The sequence below is a fragment of the Klebsiella sp. KTE92 genome (assembly GCF_000398905.1).
GTDB lineage: Bacteria > Pseudomonadota > Gammaproteobacteria > Enterobacterales > Enterobacteriaceae > Klebsiella > Klebsiella variicola.
Genome location: NZ_KB976100.1, coordinates 2,593,570 through 2,608,667, shown reverse-complemented (window position 1 = coordinate 2,608,667; position 15,098 = coordinate 2,593,570). Strand labels below are relative to the sequence as shown.

Below are 15,098 nucleotides of genomic sequence, written 5' to 3'. Positions count from 1 at the left end.
CGCTACGCCCACCCGCAGCCGGTGGGCGTATCAGGACGACGGAGGCAGGTGTTTAATATCCACCGGCTCGCCGAACAGAAAGCCTTGCATCTCGTCACACCCTTCCTCTTCGAGGATCTGCAGTTGCCCGGCGGTTTCCACACCCTCGGCGATAAGCGGCGTATTAATTGAATTTCCCAGCGAAATGATGGCCCGCACGAATGAGCGGACCTGGGGATTACTCTCCACATCAAGCATAAAGCTGCGGTCGAGTTTAATCACGTCGAAATGGAAATCGCGCAGCATGCTCAGGGAGGAGTAGCCGGTACCGAAGTCATCGAGCGCGATGCTGATCCCCATTTTTTGCAGATGATGCAGGACGCTAAAGGCCAGCTGCTTATTGATGATGAACGCCGTCTCCGTCACTTCAAACTCAAGCAGGCTGACCGGATAGGCGGTACGCATCAGGATCTCGCGGACTTTTTCGATAAAGCTGCGGTGACGCAACTGCACCGGCGAGATATTGACCGAAACTTTTCTGTTGAGACCCTTTTCCAGCGATTCGTTACACACCTGCTCGAGCACCCAGTAACCTAAGGGCACGATGGCGCCGCTCTCTTCGGCGATGGGAATAAACACGTCAGGCGGGATCGGCCCCAGCTGCGGATGCTGCCAGCGCAGCAGCGCCTCGTAACCGGTGATCCGGCGATCTTTGATGTTGCGGATAGCCTGATAGTGGAGCGAAAATTCTCCTGCGTGAATACCGCGCCGGATGTCGGCGGCCATCATATTGCGCTGCCGCGTCTTGTCATCCATTTCACGCTCGTACCAGCAAATCTTGTGGTCGAGACTGCTCTTTGCCCGATACATGGCCAGATCGGAATTGCTCAGTACCGTGTTAATATCCGTACCATCCTCCGGGTAGACCGAGATGCCAATGCTGGCGGAGAGAACCACTTCCGTCGCGGCAAACGTCTGCTTACCGCTGAAGCAGTGCCAGAGGCGCGCAGCAAAGGCATCCACTTCACCCTCATCGGCAAAAGGTTTAACGGCCACAAACTCATCGCCGCCAAAGCGCGCGACCATCTCCTCCTTCTGCAGCGTTTTCAGCACGGCGCCTGCCACACGCTGCAGCAGCTGGTCACCAATCAGATGGCCCTGCAGGTCATTAATCTCTTTAAACTTGTCTAAATCGATGGTGAAAATGGCAAAGCGGCGGGCATCATTACCGGTGATCAGCTTTTCCACCCGCTCAAAGAACTCCACCCGGTTAGGTAAACCAGTCAGCGCATCGTAGCGCGCCATCCATGCGATGCGGTCATTAATCGCTTTTTGTTCACTGATATCGCGGGTGATTTTGGCAAAACCCAGCAGGGTGTTCTGCTCATCGCGGATGGTATCGATCATGACATGCGCCCAGAATCGGGAGCCGTCTTTGCGGTAACGCCAGCCTTCCCCTTCGAACTGCCCGCTACGCAGGGCGATTTCCAGGTTTTTCGCCGGTACACCGGAGAGTTGCTCAGCTTCGCTATAGAAGAGACCGAAGTAGCAACCGATGATCTCGTCGCTCAGGTACCCTTTTGCCCGGCGGGCACCTTCGTTCCAGCTGATGACCGTACCGTCAGTGCTCAGCATGTATATTGCATAATCTTTAACACTTTCAATAAAGTGACGATAGGCGATATCCGTCAGGTGATCGTTACTCATGGTACAGCGCTCTCTGTGGCTCGGTCGTGGCAAAACGCACTAGATATAGCAGAACAACGCCCATGATGAATACAAGGTTAAGACGTTTTGTTGCCGCCTTTCTGGCCCTGGCAACCGCAGATAGCGCGCCAGACAGCTCTGTTAAGCGTAGTGGAATCCACTGCGCCGGGTAATGACAATCTGACGATTTTTGCACTTAGGTCGCCCACTAATAGTTACTTTTATTGATTAAAAAGTTTGATTGAAAGAATAAATAAAAGGAGTAATGTTAATAATACTTTCTATGGAGGTTAAATATGTTGCGTGATTATTTAAAAGTGGAAAAAGAAGACCAGCTTGTTGAACAACAGAGCCGTCATGACAATAGCCAGCATTATTCTGCGGTGACTGAATGGGTTATTTTGAGTAAAGATGGTCAGCGTAAAGGTCGGGTATCCCTGTTCGACCGTTTCACCACCCGCCGCTCCTGGAGCGACAGCTTTCGCATTACGCAGTTCGATAATGCGGGTAAAGTGGTGGTGGATAAACTCACTGACGCGCTGTAACTCCCCCGGATTCCCGGCCTGACGGGAGAATATTCATACGCAAAATTAACACCTGCATTAAATATATTGATGCGCCGCGCTTCGCCGCCGTCATGTTATTTTCATTCTGCATACCGATAATCTAATGGGTATTTTCGCCATGGTGAATGGCGCGAATGATTAACCCGAAAAAAATGCTGAAAATAAGCCCGCTGGTCGGGCTTTTTTGCGTGGGCCTCTCGCCTCCCCCCCGGTCACGACACAAAATGCCCATGACATCCCGTGCCGGTCTGTATACGATGCATATACGAATCATATATGGACTGTCTCTATGGGAATCGTCAAAATCTCCGATCTATTGCACGATGATATTCGTGATGCCAGCAAAGCTATGTCCCGCTCCGTCAATGCCCAGGCGGAATACTGGATCCGTCTGGGCATGATGAGCGAGCTCTACCCCGAGCTTAACCACCAGCAGATCAAACTGCTGATGCTGAAATCCGGCTCTGACCGTCTGCTGGAGGTAATCAATGCCATCAATAATCATTAAAACCGCCGATGAACTCGCACGTCAGCGCCATGCCGGCCAGCTGCTGGCGTCGGTGTTTGATATGCTGGATACCTTTATCGTTCCCGGCGTAACGACGATGGCGATTAACGATCGAGTGGAAGATTTTATCGTCAACCAACTGCATGCCCGCCCGGCCAGCAAGGGGCAATACGATTTTCCCTATGTGTTGAACACCTCCATTAACGATGTGGTGTGCCACGGGATCCCCAAAGCGACCGAACATCTGCGCGCCGGGATGATTGTTAACGTCGATATCACCCTGGAGAAAGCGGGCATGATTGCCGACTCCAGCAAGATGTACCTGATAGGCGACGTCTCCCCGCTGGCCCGCCGGCTGGTAAAGACCACCTATGAAGCGATGTGGAAAGGCATTGAGGTGGTGAAACCTGGCGCGACGCTGGGCGATATTGGTCACGCTATTCAGCGCTGGGTCGAGGACCATGGCTACAGCGTGGTCAGAGAATATTGCGGTCACGGCGTCGGCCAGGAAATGCATGAGGAACCGCAGGTGCTGCATTACGGCCGCCCCGGGGAAGGCGCCGTGTTGCGCGAAGGAATGGTGTTCACCATTGAGCCGATGGTGAACCAGGGCGACAGCCGCATCAAAACCAAAAAAGATGGCTGGACTGTCGTCACCCGCGATAAAAAACTCTCCGCGCAATGGGAGCACACCGTGGCCGTCACCGCCAACGGATTTGAGGTGCTGACGCTACGCGACGACGAGCAGTCGCGGATCCGCTAAGTTTTCTTCTCCCGGCATAGCCGACATTTCTCGCTGGCGAGTACCTCTCTTCGTCAGCGCACTTTATTCCCTGGCCTCTATTGCCCCCCGCGTTCTCCACACCGCGCCGGGAGTGTCTGCTTTACTCCTCATAATGTTAATCATAAAACGATAAAAATTTATTGTAAAACGATAAACACCAGGCTAACCTGCGCTCACTTTAACACCAGGGAGAAGCGGTATTCCCTCACCTGGATGTCGTACCGCGTTAAGGAGAAAACATGCGCTGGAACCGCTATCGCCGGGACAGACAGATCATTGCCGCCGTGCTGGTTTTTACCGTCATCGTGGCGGCGGGGATCGCCCTGCAGCCCGGCTTTCATCCCCCCAGCTCCCGGACGACGGGGGATAAACAGCTGGTCTCGATATTAACGCCCCTGCTTAATGGCGCCCGCGGACAGGTCGCCGCAGCGCTGATTACGCCTCAGGGGGTGCGCTACGGTCTGTGGGGGAGCGAGTATACGACACAGTATGAGATCGCCAGCCTGAGCAAAACCATGACCGCCAGCCTGCTGCTGGAGGCTATTCGCCGCGGCGAAGTCACCGCGCAGACGCCGGTGTCGGCGCTGGTCCCGGAGATTGTCAGCCCGGTGCGGGATGTTACCCTGGAGCAACTGGTTTCTCACCGTTCAGGACTGCCACCGCTCACCGCGTCGGTTGGGCAGCGGCTGGCTATTCTGAGCGATATTGCCCGGCGGCAGAATCCCTGGCGCTACGATCGACCCGCGCTGATCGCGATGATGAACCAGGCCACCCTGCAGCCGACGAAATGGTTTGATTATTCCAACGCCGGGTTTGCCCTGCTCGGACTGGCGCTGGAGCGGGCGTCCCATCGCGATTTTGCCACACTGATGGCGCAACGGGTCTTTACCCCCGCCGGAATGCAGGGCGCGGAAGTGGCCCGGCACAATACTCCAGCCTCGCCGACGTTTACCATGGGCTGGTCAGCCCCTGGTTTCCCTCAGCAGCCATGGGTGATGGACGCCTTCGCCCCCGCCGGCGGCGTCCGCGCCACGATTGTCGATATGGCGAAATATGCCCAGGCGCTGCTGGCAGGAAACCTGGCGGGCAGTGAAGGTATGCACTCCCTGTTCGCCACCGATGATCCCGATTCCCGGGTGGGTTATGCCTGGTTCACTACCCGCGTCCGCGGACGGGAGATCGTCTGGCATGACGGGCAGAGTGGCGGCTTTGCGGCAATGATGGCCTTCGACCGACAGCGACAGACCGCGGTAGTGATCCTCTCCGATACCGCCTGGCCGGTGATCGGACCTGCCATCAAGCTCTTACTGGCTGCCACCCCTGATGAACAGGAGGCGCGTAATGAACGGAATTGACATCCTCTGGGCGCTGTTAACGCTGTTGTCGGTGATCCTGTTTATTTCCGGCGACTGGCTGGCGCAGCGAAAAATACGCCTGCTCAATTATGTTTTGCTGGCGACCGGGGGTATTTATCTCGCCGAGGTTTTCCAGACCCTGCAGAATCTCGGCAAAATGGGCTACCTGTTTCGGATGCTGACCTGGACCATCCAGGCGTCGTTCATCACCCTCAGCCTCTACCGCGTCTGGACCCGTCCGTGGTTTGCCAGCCGTCGTCGCGGCGTCCGGGCGATGAGCGTTGTCTTCGCCGTGGCCCTTATGTCATGCTTGGCGCGGCTGGTGCTTTAATTATTCTCATCAATCAGGAAGGTAAATTGTGAAGCAATCCAGAACCCGGCTGAGTCTGGCTATTATTAGCGGCATACTGCCCCTCTTTTTTATGCTCGCCCTGATCGTGCCGCTGTGGATTTTCTTTACCGGCGAACGATATTTTCTTTCCACCCTGCTGCACTTTGCTGAAGTGCCGTTAACCGACAACCCGGCCCAGGCGCCGGGGATGGCGAGACGTTTGCTGCTGCTGGCCCTGCTGTATCTTCCGGCCGGGCTGTTCGCGTTCGCTATCTGGCAGGGCATGAAGGTAACCCGTAGCGTCCGCCAGCGCAGCGTGCTCAGCCTCTCCCTGGCGCACAGCGTTCGTTACATCGCTCTGGCCATGGTGGGCATGGGGATCCTGTTGCCGGTGTGCCGCTTTCTGATCCCGCTGCTCGCCTGGTGGCCGCAGCCTTATTATCAGGTGGTGTTTCTGCTCAGCGACGGGGTGCTGCTTCTGACAGGAAGCTTGCTGTTTGTGACATTTCACGCCATGCTCCACGGGATCCGTGCTGAAGAAGAGAATAAGGAGTTTATTTAACGATGGCTGTGGTGGTGAATCTGGACAAACTGCTGGTGGAAAAAAAGATGACGTCCAGGGCGCTGGCGGCCTTTGTAGGCATTACCGAACAGAACCTGTCGCTGCTCAAGTCGGGAAAAGTCAAAGGCATCCGTTTTGATACCCTGTCCCGCATCTGCGAGGCGCTGGAATGTCAGCCCGGTGATATCCTCGCCTGGGAACCCGACTGAGGCGATACTCTGCTGTCGGACGACGGCAAGGATTGTTTTCATGAAATGTACTCTACGTGCGCGTCACCCCAGTAGTCACTGCTGACGCGCGCTGAAACCGCCCACCGCGTTACCCTTTACGTCCTGCATCCGCTTACCCTTCACCGCGTTTTTCTTACCTTAGCGATAGCGAATAATGACATCCGCTTCACTGTGCTGTGCATTTCGCCAGTGGAGACTGACCTCACCGCGATCATCCGGCATGGCATAGCGAGGGGGGTTGTCTGTCAAGGCGACCTGTTCCGGTGAACGGTGCTGGCACGAAACATCGATACGATTGCGCTGCGGCGCGATAAGACAGGCCGGATTGATGACACGTCCCGAAAAATGAACCTGACCGGAGAGCGCAGCAGACGACGCCAGCGGTGCCAGACACAGACATATTAGAGCGAGACGGAGCGGAGACATAGCAATCTTCCTTGATAGCGAGTGACACTGCGCGGCACAGAATCGTTCTGTGCCATCCAACCTGCGGCTTCCTGCCGCGATCTTCACGCTACGGCAAAATAGCGGCAGCGTAAACGATTATTCTGCCCTCTCCGGTCAACTGCCGGGAATAACAGCAACTTTTTGCCAGAACTTTGCCAAAACAGGCGTTCCCGGGAAATAATACATTCTGTATATAGAACCCAATTACAATATTAAATGAGATTATACTTACACCAAAAAATAAAGATTGTTACAGCTTAACACACCTTATCCATGGGCCTTTACGACGTTCTCCGTATAATCCCGCCCCCGACGGCAGTATACATTAGTGATGCTTACCGTTTTTTGTGAACAGAAATAAAAAACATGCATTAAAAATGTTAAACGATTTAATTAACTTGTGATTATTTAATAAGGTTTGAGTATGAAAGAAAAAGGCACCCTGCTGGTTGTGGGTTCACTGCTGGCCTTCAGTCTGGCTACTGTGACCCCCGCCCGCGCGGCGGGCACACTGAATTTCACCGGTAAAATTATTAACGAGTCGTGCCAGATCGCCAACAACGGTGGCGATGTGAATGTCGATTTTGGCAACGTCGATATGTCGGCGCTGAAATCACATGAAGCGAAAACCGCAGAAACACCGTTTACCATCAACCTGACCGGCTGCCCGCTGGCGCAGAATATCAGCATTAGCCTGGAGGGTACCCCGGACACCAATGCTAACGGCACCAGCGCCGCCGTGCTGGCGCTCTCCGATGCCGCGGATACCGCCAAAGGGGTGGGCATTGAAGTCTTCTCTTCCCCTGACGGCTCAACGGAAGGCACTCAGTTGACCTTTGACAAACAGAGCAAAACGGCGGTTTCGCAAGCCGACGAAAACGGTGATATTGCCTTTAATTTTATTGCCGATCTGAAGAGCGATTCCTCCCTGGATGTCACCGCCGGCAATATTAATGCCACGGCCAATATTGATATTGTATATGAATAGAATGTGCTGATTGCCGCTTTTACCAGGGCAGCATCCCCTGCCCTTATTTTCATTCCTCGTGACCGGATCCTCAATTATGCAGTGTTATAAAATGGCTTTTTTCCTGAGCCTTCTCTTTTGTCCGCTCCTGGCGTCTGCTGCCGGGGTTGCCATTGCCGGCACGCGTGTCATTTATAATGAACAAAGTCATGAGGCCGACATCACGGTAAAAAACACCAATCCTCACGATCCGGTACTTATTCAGAGCTGGGTAGACGATCTGGCTGATAATAATAAATCACCGTTTATCGTCACCCCGCCATTGTTCCGTCTGGATGCTGGAGACAGCAACGATCTGCGCGTGTTATTAACCTCGGCGCAACTGCCAAACGATCGGGAAAGTTTGTTCACCCTGAATATCAAAGTGATTCCTGCCAATACCGCGCCGGCTGGCGAGAACATTCTGCAATTTGCTATTAAGAATCAACTTAAGCTCATTTATCGCCCGGCAGGACTCCCGGGCTCGGCGCTCGACGCGGCGCAGCACCTGCGCTGGCACGTCAGTGGCAACCACCTGCAGGCGGAGAATGCCTCCCCCTATTATGTGACTATCACCACGCTCACCTGCGCGGGCCAGAACCAGAAAACACCGCTTGAGCACAGCGTGATTGCCCCTCACAGCCGTGAAGAGTACGCCCTGCCCGGCGAGGCCTGCACCCGCCAGGTGAGCTGGCGCATTTTGGATGATTTTGGCGCTGTGCAGACGTTTAGCGCTCCCGTTTCGGCGCACTAAAAGCCTGATGTCGCGATGCGCCACGGCCCGGCTCATACCGTTACCGTCGTCAGCCTCTCCATCCTGCTGGGCGGACAGAGCGCGCCCTTGCACGCCCAGGCGACCTTTAATATGGATCTGCTGGAAAAAAACGACCATTTGCCGGCGGTGGATCTGCAGCGCTTCAATCAGCAAACGAGCCAGCCGCCTGGCGACTATCCGGTCAGCTGGCAGGTCAACGGCGTCACCCTGGATGCCCGTAAGATCATCACGTTTCGCCAGAATGACCGCGGGCAGCTGACGCCCTGCCTTAAGCCGGAAGATCTGCTGCAGGCCGGTGTTAATCCGGCCGTGCTATCCCAGGCGTCCGGCGCAACCTCCCGCTCATGTCCCGAACTCGCCACGCTGTTGCCGGGCAGTACGGTCAATTTCGATTTTGCCCATCAGCGGCTGGCAATGACCCTTCCCCAGGCGCTGATGACGCGCCAGGCGAGGGATAATGTTCCTTCTGCGCTGTGGGATGAAGGTATCAGCGCCTTTCAGAGCAATTACCGCTATTCAGGCGCCAGCCAGCGAACCCGCGAGGGCAACACTGAGCGCGATAACTATCTGATGTTGAAAAGTGGCGTGAACGCCGGCGCCTGGCGCCTGCGCGCCAGCAACAGCCTGACCGCCAACAGCGACGATAAGCCCCACTGGACCACCAGCGGCGCCTGGCTTGAGCGCGATCTGACGCGCTGGCGGAGTGAACTGACGCTCGGGGATACCTTTACGTCGGGCGATGTGTTCGACGCGGTACAGTTTCAGGGAATTGCCCTCGCCTCCAGTGATGCGATGCTCCCGGACTCGCAGAAAGGTTTTGCCCCGACCATCCGTGGGATAGCCAGAACTAACGCCCAGGTCACGGTTCGGCAAAATGGCTACGTGCTGTATCAAACCTACGTCACCCCTGGCGCGTTCGTGATTGACGATCTTTATCCCACCGCCAGTAGCGGCAATCTTGAGGTTGCCGTCAAAGAGTCGGATGGCGAAATCCGCCGCTTCACCCAGCCGTATGCATCGGTCACCAGCATGCAACGCGAAGGCAGCCTGAAATACAACCTGGTCGCCGGGCGCTATCATAGCGACGATGCCAGCCAGCGTCCGCTGATGATGCAGTTGTCGCTGATGCGCGGGTTCGCCCACAACCTGACGCTGTTTGGCGGACTGCAGAGCGCGGCGCAATATCATAACCTCTCGTTCGGCGCGGGACAGGGGCTGGGTGATGCCGGGGCGCTCTCGCTGCAGCTGTTAAACGCCTGCGACCAGCACCAGCAGGATCCGATCGATGGCCGGGCCTGGCAGCTCCAGTACAGCAAAGGTTTTGATCGTCTTGGCACGCAATTCACCTTCACCGGCTGGCGTTATTCGCATCAGCGCTATGCCACGCTGAGCGAGGCGTATTCCAGCCCGGATCCCGACGCCGACTCGCGGGATAACGACAACAAAAAAGCGACCCTGCAAATCACCGCCAGCCAGAGCCTGCCGTACGATATCACCCTCTATCTGAGCCTCGACCAGGACAGCTACTGGTCAGAGGGCGCCCCGCAGCGTACCGCCAATATGGGGATCAGCAGCCAGGTTCACGGTATCGCGTGGTCGCTCAGCTACAGCGATGCACACAGTAGCGACGGTGACGAGGAGAATGACGAGCCGCACTCCGATAAAGTGGTGACATTGTCACTTTCAGTAGCGCTGAACCACCTGCTACCGGGGAGCTATGCCGGCTATACCCTGACCTCCTCCCGCCACAGCGCCGACAGTCAGATGGTCAGTCTCAATGGCACCATGCTGGATAACCACGCGCTCAGCTACGCCGTCAGCCAAACCCTCGATCAGCAAAACGGGCACAGCGGCAGCCTGACGGCCGGCTACAGCAGTGGAAGAGGCGATCTGAATCTCGGCTACAGCCGTGACTCACAGGCCACTCGCCTGAACTACGGCGCCAGCGGAGGTATCCTGATTCACCGCCACGGGGTGGTCTTTACGCCGGAAATGAATGGCGCTGTCGTTCTGATTGACGCCGGTGGCGCCGGCGGTGTGACCCTCGCCAACCAGAGAACCATCGCCACCAATCGCGATGGATATGCCGTGCTGCCCTTCGCTACCGCCTATCACCGCAACGACGTCGCCCTCGACAGCCACTCGCTGCCGGAGAATGTGGATCTGGCCAACAGCACCGTGACGCGGGTTCCCACTAAGGACGCGGTGGTGCTGGCGCGTTTTCACACCCACGTTGGTTATAAGGCGCTGTTTACGCTGCAGTCGCAGGGACAACCGCTGCCCTTTGGCAGCGAAGTGCGCGCCAAAGACACCAGTAGCATCGTTGCCAGCGAGGGTCAGGTGTACCTCGCCGGCCTGGCGCCGAAAGGCACCCTGTATGCACAATGGGGGCCAGGCCCTCAGCAGCACTGTACTGCCCGCTACGATCTCACCCCGACGCTGGCGCAGACACCCCATCCACTCATTTTACAGCAGACGTTAACATGTCCTTTTTAACTCTCCTGCGTCGGGCCACCCTGACGCTGTTACTCGCCCTGTTACCCCCCGCCAGCGGATGGGCCTGTACGCCGGTGTTTGTCCGCGGCCAGGCCACCACCCTTCGGCTGAACGTAGGGCAACTCACCGTGCCGGCTGACGCCAGACCGGGCACCCCGCTGTATCACAAAAGTTTCGCCTGGGATCGCCTTAGCGACGGCGGCGAACAGTGGATCCGCTGCGCGGACGACCCGCATGGGCTGTCGCCGCTACAGCTGAACAGTTTGCTGTCCGGGGGAGCGACGCGACCGACGGTTTATCAAACCAACCTCGCCGGCATTGGCGTTCGCGTATCGCTGCGCGCTATCGGCGGTTATGGCGGCTTCCCTGACCGGCCGACGCCCTCGCCGTTTAGCCAACGGGTGAACAATCCGGCCATATTGCCTGATGCGGTGTGGAAACTGGGCTATTTCCGCCTGACGATTGAGCTTATTAAAACCGGTCCCGCGGCGACACCGGGCGAGCTTGAGTATCACAGCGAGCACTTTTTAATGGCAGAGCATACCCCGCTGGCCGCGTTAGACTTAAGCGGCAGGGTCAACACCGCGGGATGTTCCGTGAATGACGCCACGCCAGCGCTGATTAAGCTGCCCGCCGCGATGCTTGACCACTTCGGCGGCGTCGGCAAAACCACCGGCGACACGCCTTTCGCGCTGCAACTGGATTGCAACAGCGCTGTGACTATTTCCCTGCGTGTTGACGGCGCGGAGCCCCTCACCGCCCGGGGGCATGGCGTTCTGCGCAATGACGCCACGGACGATCGGGCGCAGGGTATTGGTGTGCAACTGCTTTACCATCGCCAGCCGGTTTCCCTGAATCATGAGATGACGCTGGGCAGCGCGAGTGCGGGCCGGTTTATCCTGCCGCTCACGGCCCGCTACTACCAGACCCGTCCCCGGATCACCGCCGGTCAGGTGTCGGCCGTCGCGACCTATACCTTACATTATGACTAGGCGATGGCGAACCGACGGATGAAGGAATTGCTCTGACCCACGAATCGTAAGAGAATAGCCGCTACACGCGACGATCTGATTACACGGGAGTTCATCATCAGCCATTCTCGTCGATTCCCCTTAGCCAGCAAAGTGGCGCTGGCCGGTGCGGCCGTCATTGCCGTGGGCATGCTGTTCAGCTGCACCAGTAAGGCCCCTAAATCCCTTGTCACGGCACCGAACACTACCGCCGTCAAAGCCAGCCAGACGCACCGGGAGCCGGTACGCGGCGTGTGGCTCACCACCGTGTCGCGCCTTGACTGGCCGCCGGTCGGGTCGATTATCGCCAGCACGCCGGAAAGCCGCATCACGCAGCAGAAGCTGGCGCTGATCGCCAAACTCGATAACCTGCAGCGCCTGGGTATCAACACCGTCTTTTTCCAGGTGAAACCCGACGGCACGGCGCTCTGGCGGTCGGACATTCTGCCGTGGTCCGATATGCTGACCGGCAAAATCGGCGAATACCCCGGCTACGATCCGCTGCAGTTTATGCTGGATGAAGCACACAAGCGCGGTATGAAGGTTCACGCATGGTTTAACCCCTATCGTGTCTCGGTCAACACCAAACCGTCGACCGTTGCCGAGCTGAATAACACCCTCACGCAGGTGCCGGCCAGCGTGTTCGTCCTGCACCGTAACTGGATCCGCACCGCCAGCGATCGCTTTGTCCTCGATCCGGGCATTCCCGAAGCACGGGACTGGATCACCAGCATCGTCGCTGAAGTGGTGCAGAACTACCCGATTGACGGCGTGCAGTTCGACGACTATTTCTACACCGAAACCGCCTCTTCCCCGCTTAACGACAATGAAACCTTCCGCCGTTACGGACAGGGTTACGCCTCGAAGGGCGACTGGCGCCGGCATAACACCCAGCAGCTCATTGCCCAGGTTTCCACTACTATCAAAAAGCTCAATCCGAACGTCGAGTTTGGCGTGAGCCCGGCCGGGGTGTGGCGCAACCGCTCGCACGATCCGGCGGGGTCGGATACCCGTGGCGCGGCCGCCTATGATGAGTCCTATGCCGATACCCGCAGCTGGGTGCAGCAGGGACTGCTCGACTACATCGCCCCGCAGATCTACTGGCCGTTTGCCCGCGATGCCGCGCGCTATGATGTGCTGGCCAACTGGTGGGCCGAGGTGGTTAAGCCGACGCATACCCGGCTGTATATCGGCGTGGCGCTGTACAAAGTGGGTGAGCCGTCCAAAAATGAGCCTGACTGGACGGTGGATGGCGGCGTGCCGGAGCTGAAAAAGCAGCTCGACCTCAATGAAACTCTGCCGCAGATCCAGGGCACGATCCTGTTCCGCGAAAACAATCTCAATCAGCCGCAAACCCGGCAGGCGGTCAACTATCTGCGCAGCCGCTGGGGGCAACCGCAGAGCTAACCGCCAGCCGGCTTCGCTATAACGCCTGCAGCCCTTGCTGCAGGCGGGCGTGCAGCTTCAGCATATTTTCCGTAATGGCCCGCCAGACGTGGGTGGAAAAGTCCGCCGGCAGCGTCCGGCGAGCGCTTTCGATTGCCTGCGGCACATGCCCGGCAAACTCCTGGAGGATCGCCAGCATCAGCTCCCCAGGAAAGTTCACCGCTTTGGCGGTTGCCAGAAAATGACGCGGATAGATGGCGTTAATCTCTGTTTTCCGCCCTTTTGTGGCATTGAGCCCCATCGACAGCTTCAGGTCGCGCAGATGCAGTCCCGTACCTCCCAGCACCGGAAACGCCGAAATGATGTCGTAGAACGGCGTTAGACGGTAGCTGCCACCGGGCAGCAAAAAGAGCGAGAAGTTCTTCGCATGCCCGTCCGTTGCCCCAACCAGCCACTGAAAGACCATGAATTTCATAAAGTCTGCGCGATCTTTCAGGGCTTCACTGGAGCCCAGCAGAAAGGCCATGATTGCCGCAATACCCGGCCCGCCGTCAGATTCATATTTCATCGACGACGGGATGCCAAAGGCCTGACACAGATCCTCCTGCGGCAGACGCAGCAGCACCCGTCCCTCCTGCGCCCAGCGCCGGTCAAAGCGGGTCACCGCCAGCGCGCGGATCCGCGGCGTGGTGATAATCTCTGCCTCCGGCACCGCCAGGCCCAGTTCCCTGGCCAGCGCCAGGCACAGAAACTCGTTATCCACGCTTTCACGCAGATCCAGCGTCGCATTAGGCTGCTTTATCTCGCCGATGGGCAGTTTAATGATATGCGTGGTCGGCGTGGTGCCCTGCGGAATACACCAGTGCCCGCCCATCCGCAGCAGCGCCGTTTTCTCCTGGGCGCCGGCCACCGAGATACGGAAATCATCCTGGCCGGTAATCATCCCGAGAGGGATATCCGACTGGTAGGCGGTCAGCAAAGCGGTGAGCTGCGCCTCGTCCAGCGTCTGCCAGCGCAACCCCTCGAGGTGCGCCTCTTCCCCCGGCGGTAGCAGAGTCACCGCCCCTACGCTATCCCGTCCCACTTCGGCCAGCAGATCGAACGGCTGCTTCGAGCGCGCCTGATAGCGCCTGACGATCCGATCGCGGACCTGCGGGCTGTCGGGTAGCAGGTTATCAAAATAGTGATACACCGCGTCGGCGGTGATATTGCCATACTGCAGCGGCAGCGAGAGGGAGAGCGGTCTGGCGCGCGGGCTGCGCAGCCACTCTTCGTCATAGCGAAAACTGTGCGCCCCGTTAGCCTGGCGGGTTAAGGTGCCCACGCGCACATTGTTCATCCAGGTGGTAAGCGTCGCCATTACCAGTCAAGGTCCGTGTTGTTATCGGGAGCCGGCGCCGTCTCTGTGGCTTTGGCGTTCAGCGTCATCACCACCCCTAGCGACTGGAGGATCTTAAACAGCGTGGTTAAGGTGGTTTTGTCGGGGTGATTTTCAAAATTGGACAGTGTGGCCTGCTTAATGCCGATCCGCCTGGCCAGCGCATCCTGGGTCCAGTGGTTCTGCTGGCGCAGCAGCTTCAGATAATTGGCCAGCTGCACGGGACTGTATATCTGCGGGGAATTCATCGCCTTGTTCCTCACCATCATTTATCCCCCTATCGGGATAAACTTGGTTTTATACCCTGCAGGGGATAATGTCAAGATTATCCCCTGGTGGGGATAGGTGGGTGATTATCCTTGTGTGGGGATAAAACAGGAAGGATGGTGGCCGGAGACACCTTTACATGCCCGGTGGCGGCTGCGCCTTACCGGGCCTAGGGGTTGTCTCTCACCGCTCCGTAACAATGTAGGCCGGGCAAGCGCAGCGCCGCCCGGCAATGGGCATCCGGCTCTGTTGCCGGCTTAATGCCCGGTGGCGGCTGCGCCTTACCGGGCCTACGAGCTGTCTCTGTCCGC

16 protein-coding genes are annotated in these 15,098 nt (G+C 57.5%); 12 read left to right on the top strand and 4 right to left on the bottom strand.

Translation table 11 applies throughout. The features are described 5' to 3' along the window. Window positions 1–30: 30 nt before the first annotated feature. Window positions 31–1,686, bottom strand: a complete 1,656-nt coding sequence (locus A1WC_RS13095) for a putative bifunctional diguanylate cyclase/phosphodiesterase (RefSeq protein ID WP_008804907.1) — start codon at window positions 1,684–1,686, stop codon at window positions 31–33. Window positions 1,687–1,982: 296 nt separating this feature from the next. On the opposite strand from A1WC_RS13095, the gene A1WC_RS13100 reads away from it, so the two are divergent. The 7 genes from A1WC_RS13100 to A1WC_RS13130 all read left to right on the top strand — a co-directional run bounded on the left by A1WC_RS13100 (window position 1,983) and on the right by A1WC_RS13130 (window position 6,001). Beyond that, complete coding sequence (locus tag A1WC_RS13100) at window positions 1,983–2,231, top strand: hypothetical protein (protein ID WP_008804908.1); 249 nt, start codon at window positions 1,983–1,985, stop codon at window positions 2,229–2,231. 310 nt (window positions 2,232–2,541) lie between these two features. Beyond that, a complete protein-coding gene (locus A1WC_RS13105; RefSeq protein WP_002904808.1) occupies window positions 2,542–2,760 on the top strand; it encodes a ParD-like family protein in 219 nt (72 codons plus the stop codon). Beyond that, on the top strand, window positions 2,741–3,523 hold the full coding sequence (map, locus tag A1WC_RS13110) for a type I methionyl aminopeptidase (protein ID WP_008804909.1): 783 nt from the start codon (window positions 2,741–2,743) through the stop codon (window positions 3,521–3,523). Before A1WC_RS13105 ends, map begins: the two co-directional genes overlap by 20 nt. 260 nt (window positions 3,524–3,783) lie before the next feature. Continuing rightward, window positions 3,784–4,899 (top strand): serine hydrolase domain-containing protein, encoded by a 1,116-nt coding sequence (locus A1WC_RS13115; RefSeq protein WP_016161014.1) that lies wholly within the window; start codon window positions 3,784–3,786, stop codon window positions 4,897–4,899. Then, complete coding sequence (locus A1WC_RS13120; RefSeq protein WP_016161013.1) at window positions 4,886–5,230, top strand: hypothetical protein; 345 nt, start codon at window positions 4,886–4,888, stop codon at window positions 5,228–5,230. The genes A1WC_RS13115 and A1WC_RS13120 overlap by 14 nt, the downstream gene beginning before the upstream one ends. A 28-nt stretch (window positions 5,231–5,258) precedes the next feature. After that, the gene (locus A1WC_RS13125; RefSeq protein ID WP_004205916.1) at window positions 5,259–5,792 is read left to right on the top strand and encodes a DUF2975 domain-containing protein; all 534 of its coding nucleotides are present in this window, start codon (window positions 5,259–5,261) and stop codon (window positions 5,790–5,792) included. Between the two features lie 2 nt (window positions 5,793–5,794). Then, window positions 5,795–6,001, top strand: a complete 207-nt coding sequence (locus tag A1WC_RS13130; RefSeq protein ID WP_004205917.1) for a helix-turn-helix domain-containing protein — start codon at window positions 5,795–5,797, stop codon at window positions 5,999–6,001. Between the two features lie 159 nt (window positions 6,002–6,160). On the opposite strand, the gene A1WC_RS13135 is transcribed toward A1WC_RS13130, so the two are convergent. Next, on the bottom strand, window positions 6,161–6,448 hold the full coding sequence (locus A1WC_RS13135; protein WP_008804913.1) for a type 1 fimbrial protein: 288 nt from the start codon (window positions 6,446–6,448) through the stop codon (window positions 6,161–6,163). 445 nt (window positions 6,449–6,893) lie between these two features. Here A1WC_RS13135 and A1WC_RS13140 point away from each other — a divergent pair, with 445 nt between their 5' ends. The 5 genes from A1WC_RS13140 (at window position 6,894) to A1WC_RS13160 (ending at window position 13,163) form a co-directional block, all read left to right on the top strand. Then, a complete protein-coding gene (locus tag A1WC_RS13140; protein ID WP_012968240.1) occupies window positions 6,894–7,457 on the top strand; it encodes a fimbrial protein in 564 nt (187 codons plus the stop codon). A gap of 76 nt (window positions 7,458–7,533) precedes the next feature. Beyond that, complete coding sequence (locus tag A1WC_RS13145; RefSeq protein ID WP_008804915.1) at window positions 7,534–8,229, top strand: molecular chaperone; 696 nt, start codon at window positions 7,534–7,536, stop codon at window positions 8,227–8,229. Window positions 8,230–8,244: 15 nt separating this feature from the next. Continuing rightward, window positions 8,245–10,746 (top strand): fimbria/pilus outer membrane usher protein, encoded by a 2,502-nt coding sequence (locus tag A1WC_RS13150; protein WP_016161012.1) that lies wholly within the window; start codon window positions 8,245–8,247, stop codon window positions 10,744–10,746. Continuing rightward, window positions 10,734–11,738, top strand: coding sequence for a fimbrial protein (locus tag A1WC_RS13155; RefSeq protein ID WP_016161011.1), 1,005 nt, complete (start codon window positions 10,734–10,736; stop codon window positions 11,736–11,738). The genes A1WC_RS13150 and A1WC_RS13155 overlap by 13 nt, the downstream gene beginning before the upstream one ends. A 132-nt stretch (window positions 11,739–11,870) precedes the next feature. Next, entirely contained in the window at window positions 11,871–13,163 is a 1,293-nt protein-coding gene (locus A1WC_RS13160; RefSeq protein WP_016161010.1) for a glycoside hydrolase family 10 protein, read from the top strand. A gap of 16 nt (window positions 13,164–13,179) precedes the next feature. On the opposite strand, the gene A1WC_RS13165 is transcribed toward A1WC_RS13160, so the two are convergent. Together A1WC_RS13165 and hipB are read right to left on the bottom strand one after the other, a co-directional pair. Then, window positions 13,180–14,502, bottom strand: a complete 1,323-nt coding sequence (locus tag A1WC_RS13165) for a type II toxin-antitoxin system HipA family toxin (protein WP_012968244.1) — start codon at window positions 14,500–14,502, stop codon at window positions 13,180–13,182. Continuing rightward, window positions 14,502–14,768, bottom strand: coding sequence for a type II toxin-antitoxin system antitoxin HipB (gene hipB, locus A1WC_RS13170; protein WP_008804920.1), 267 nt, complete (start codon window positions 14,766–14,768; stop codon window positions 14,502–14,504). The genes A1WC_RS13165 and hipB overlap by 1 nt, the downstream gene beginning before the upstream one ends. Window positions 14,769–15,098: the final 330 nt, after the last annotated feature.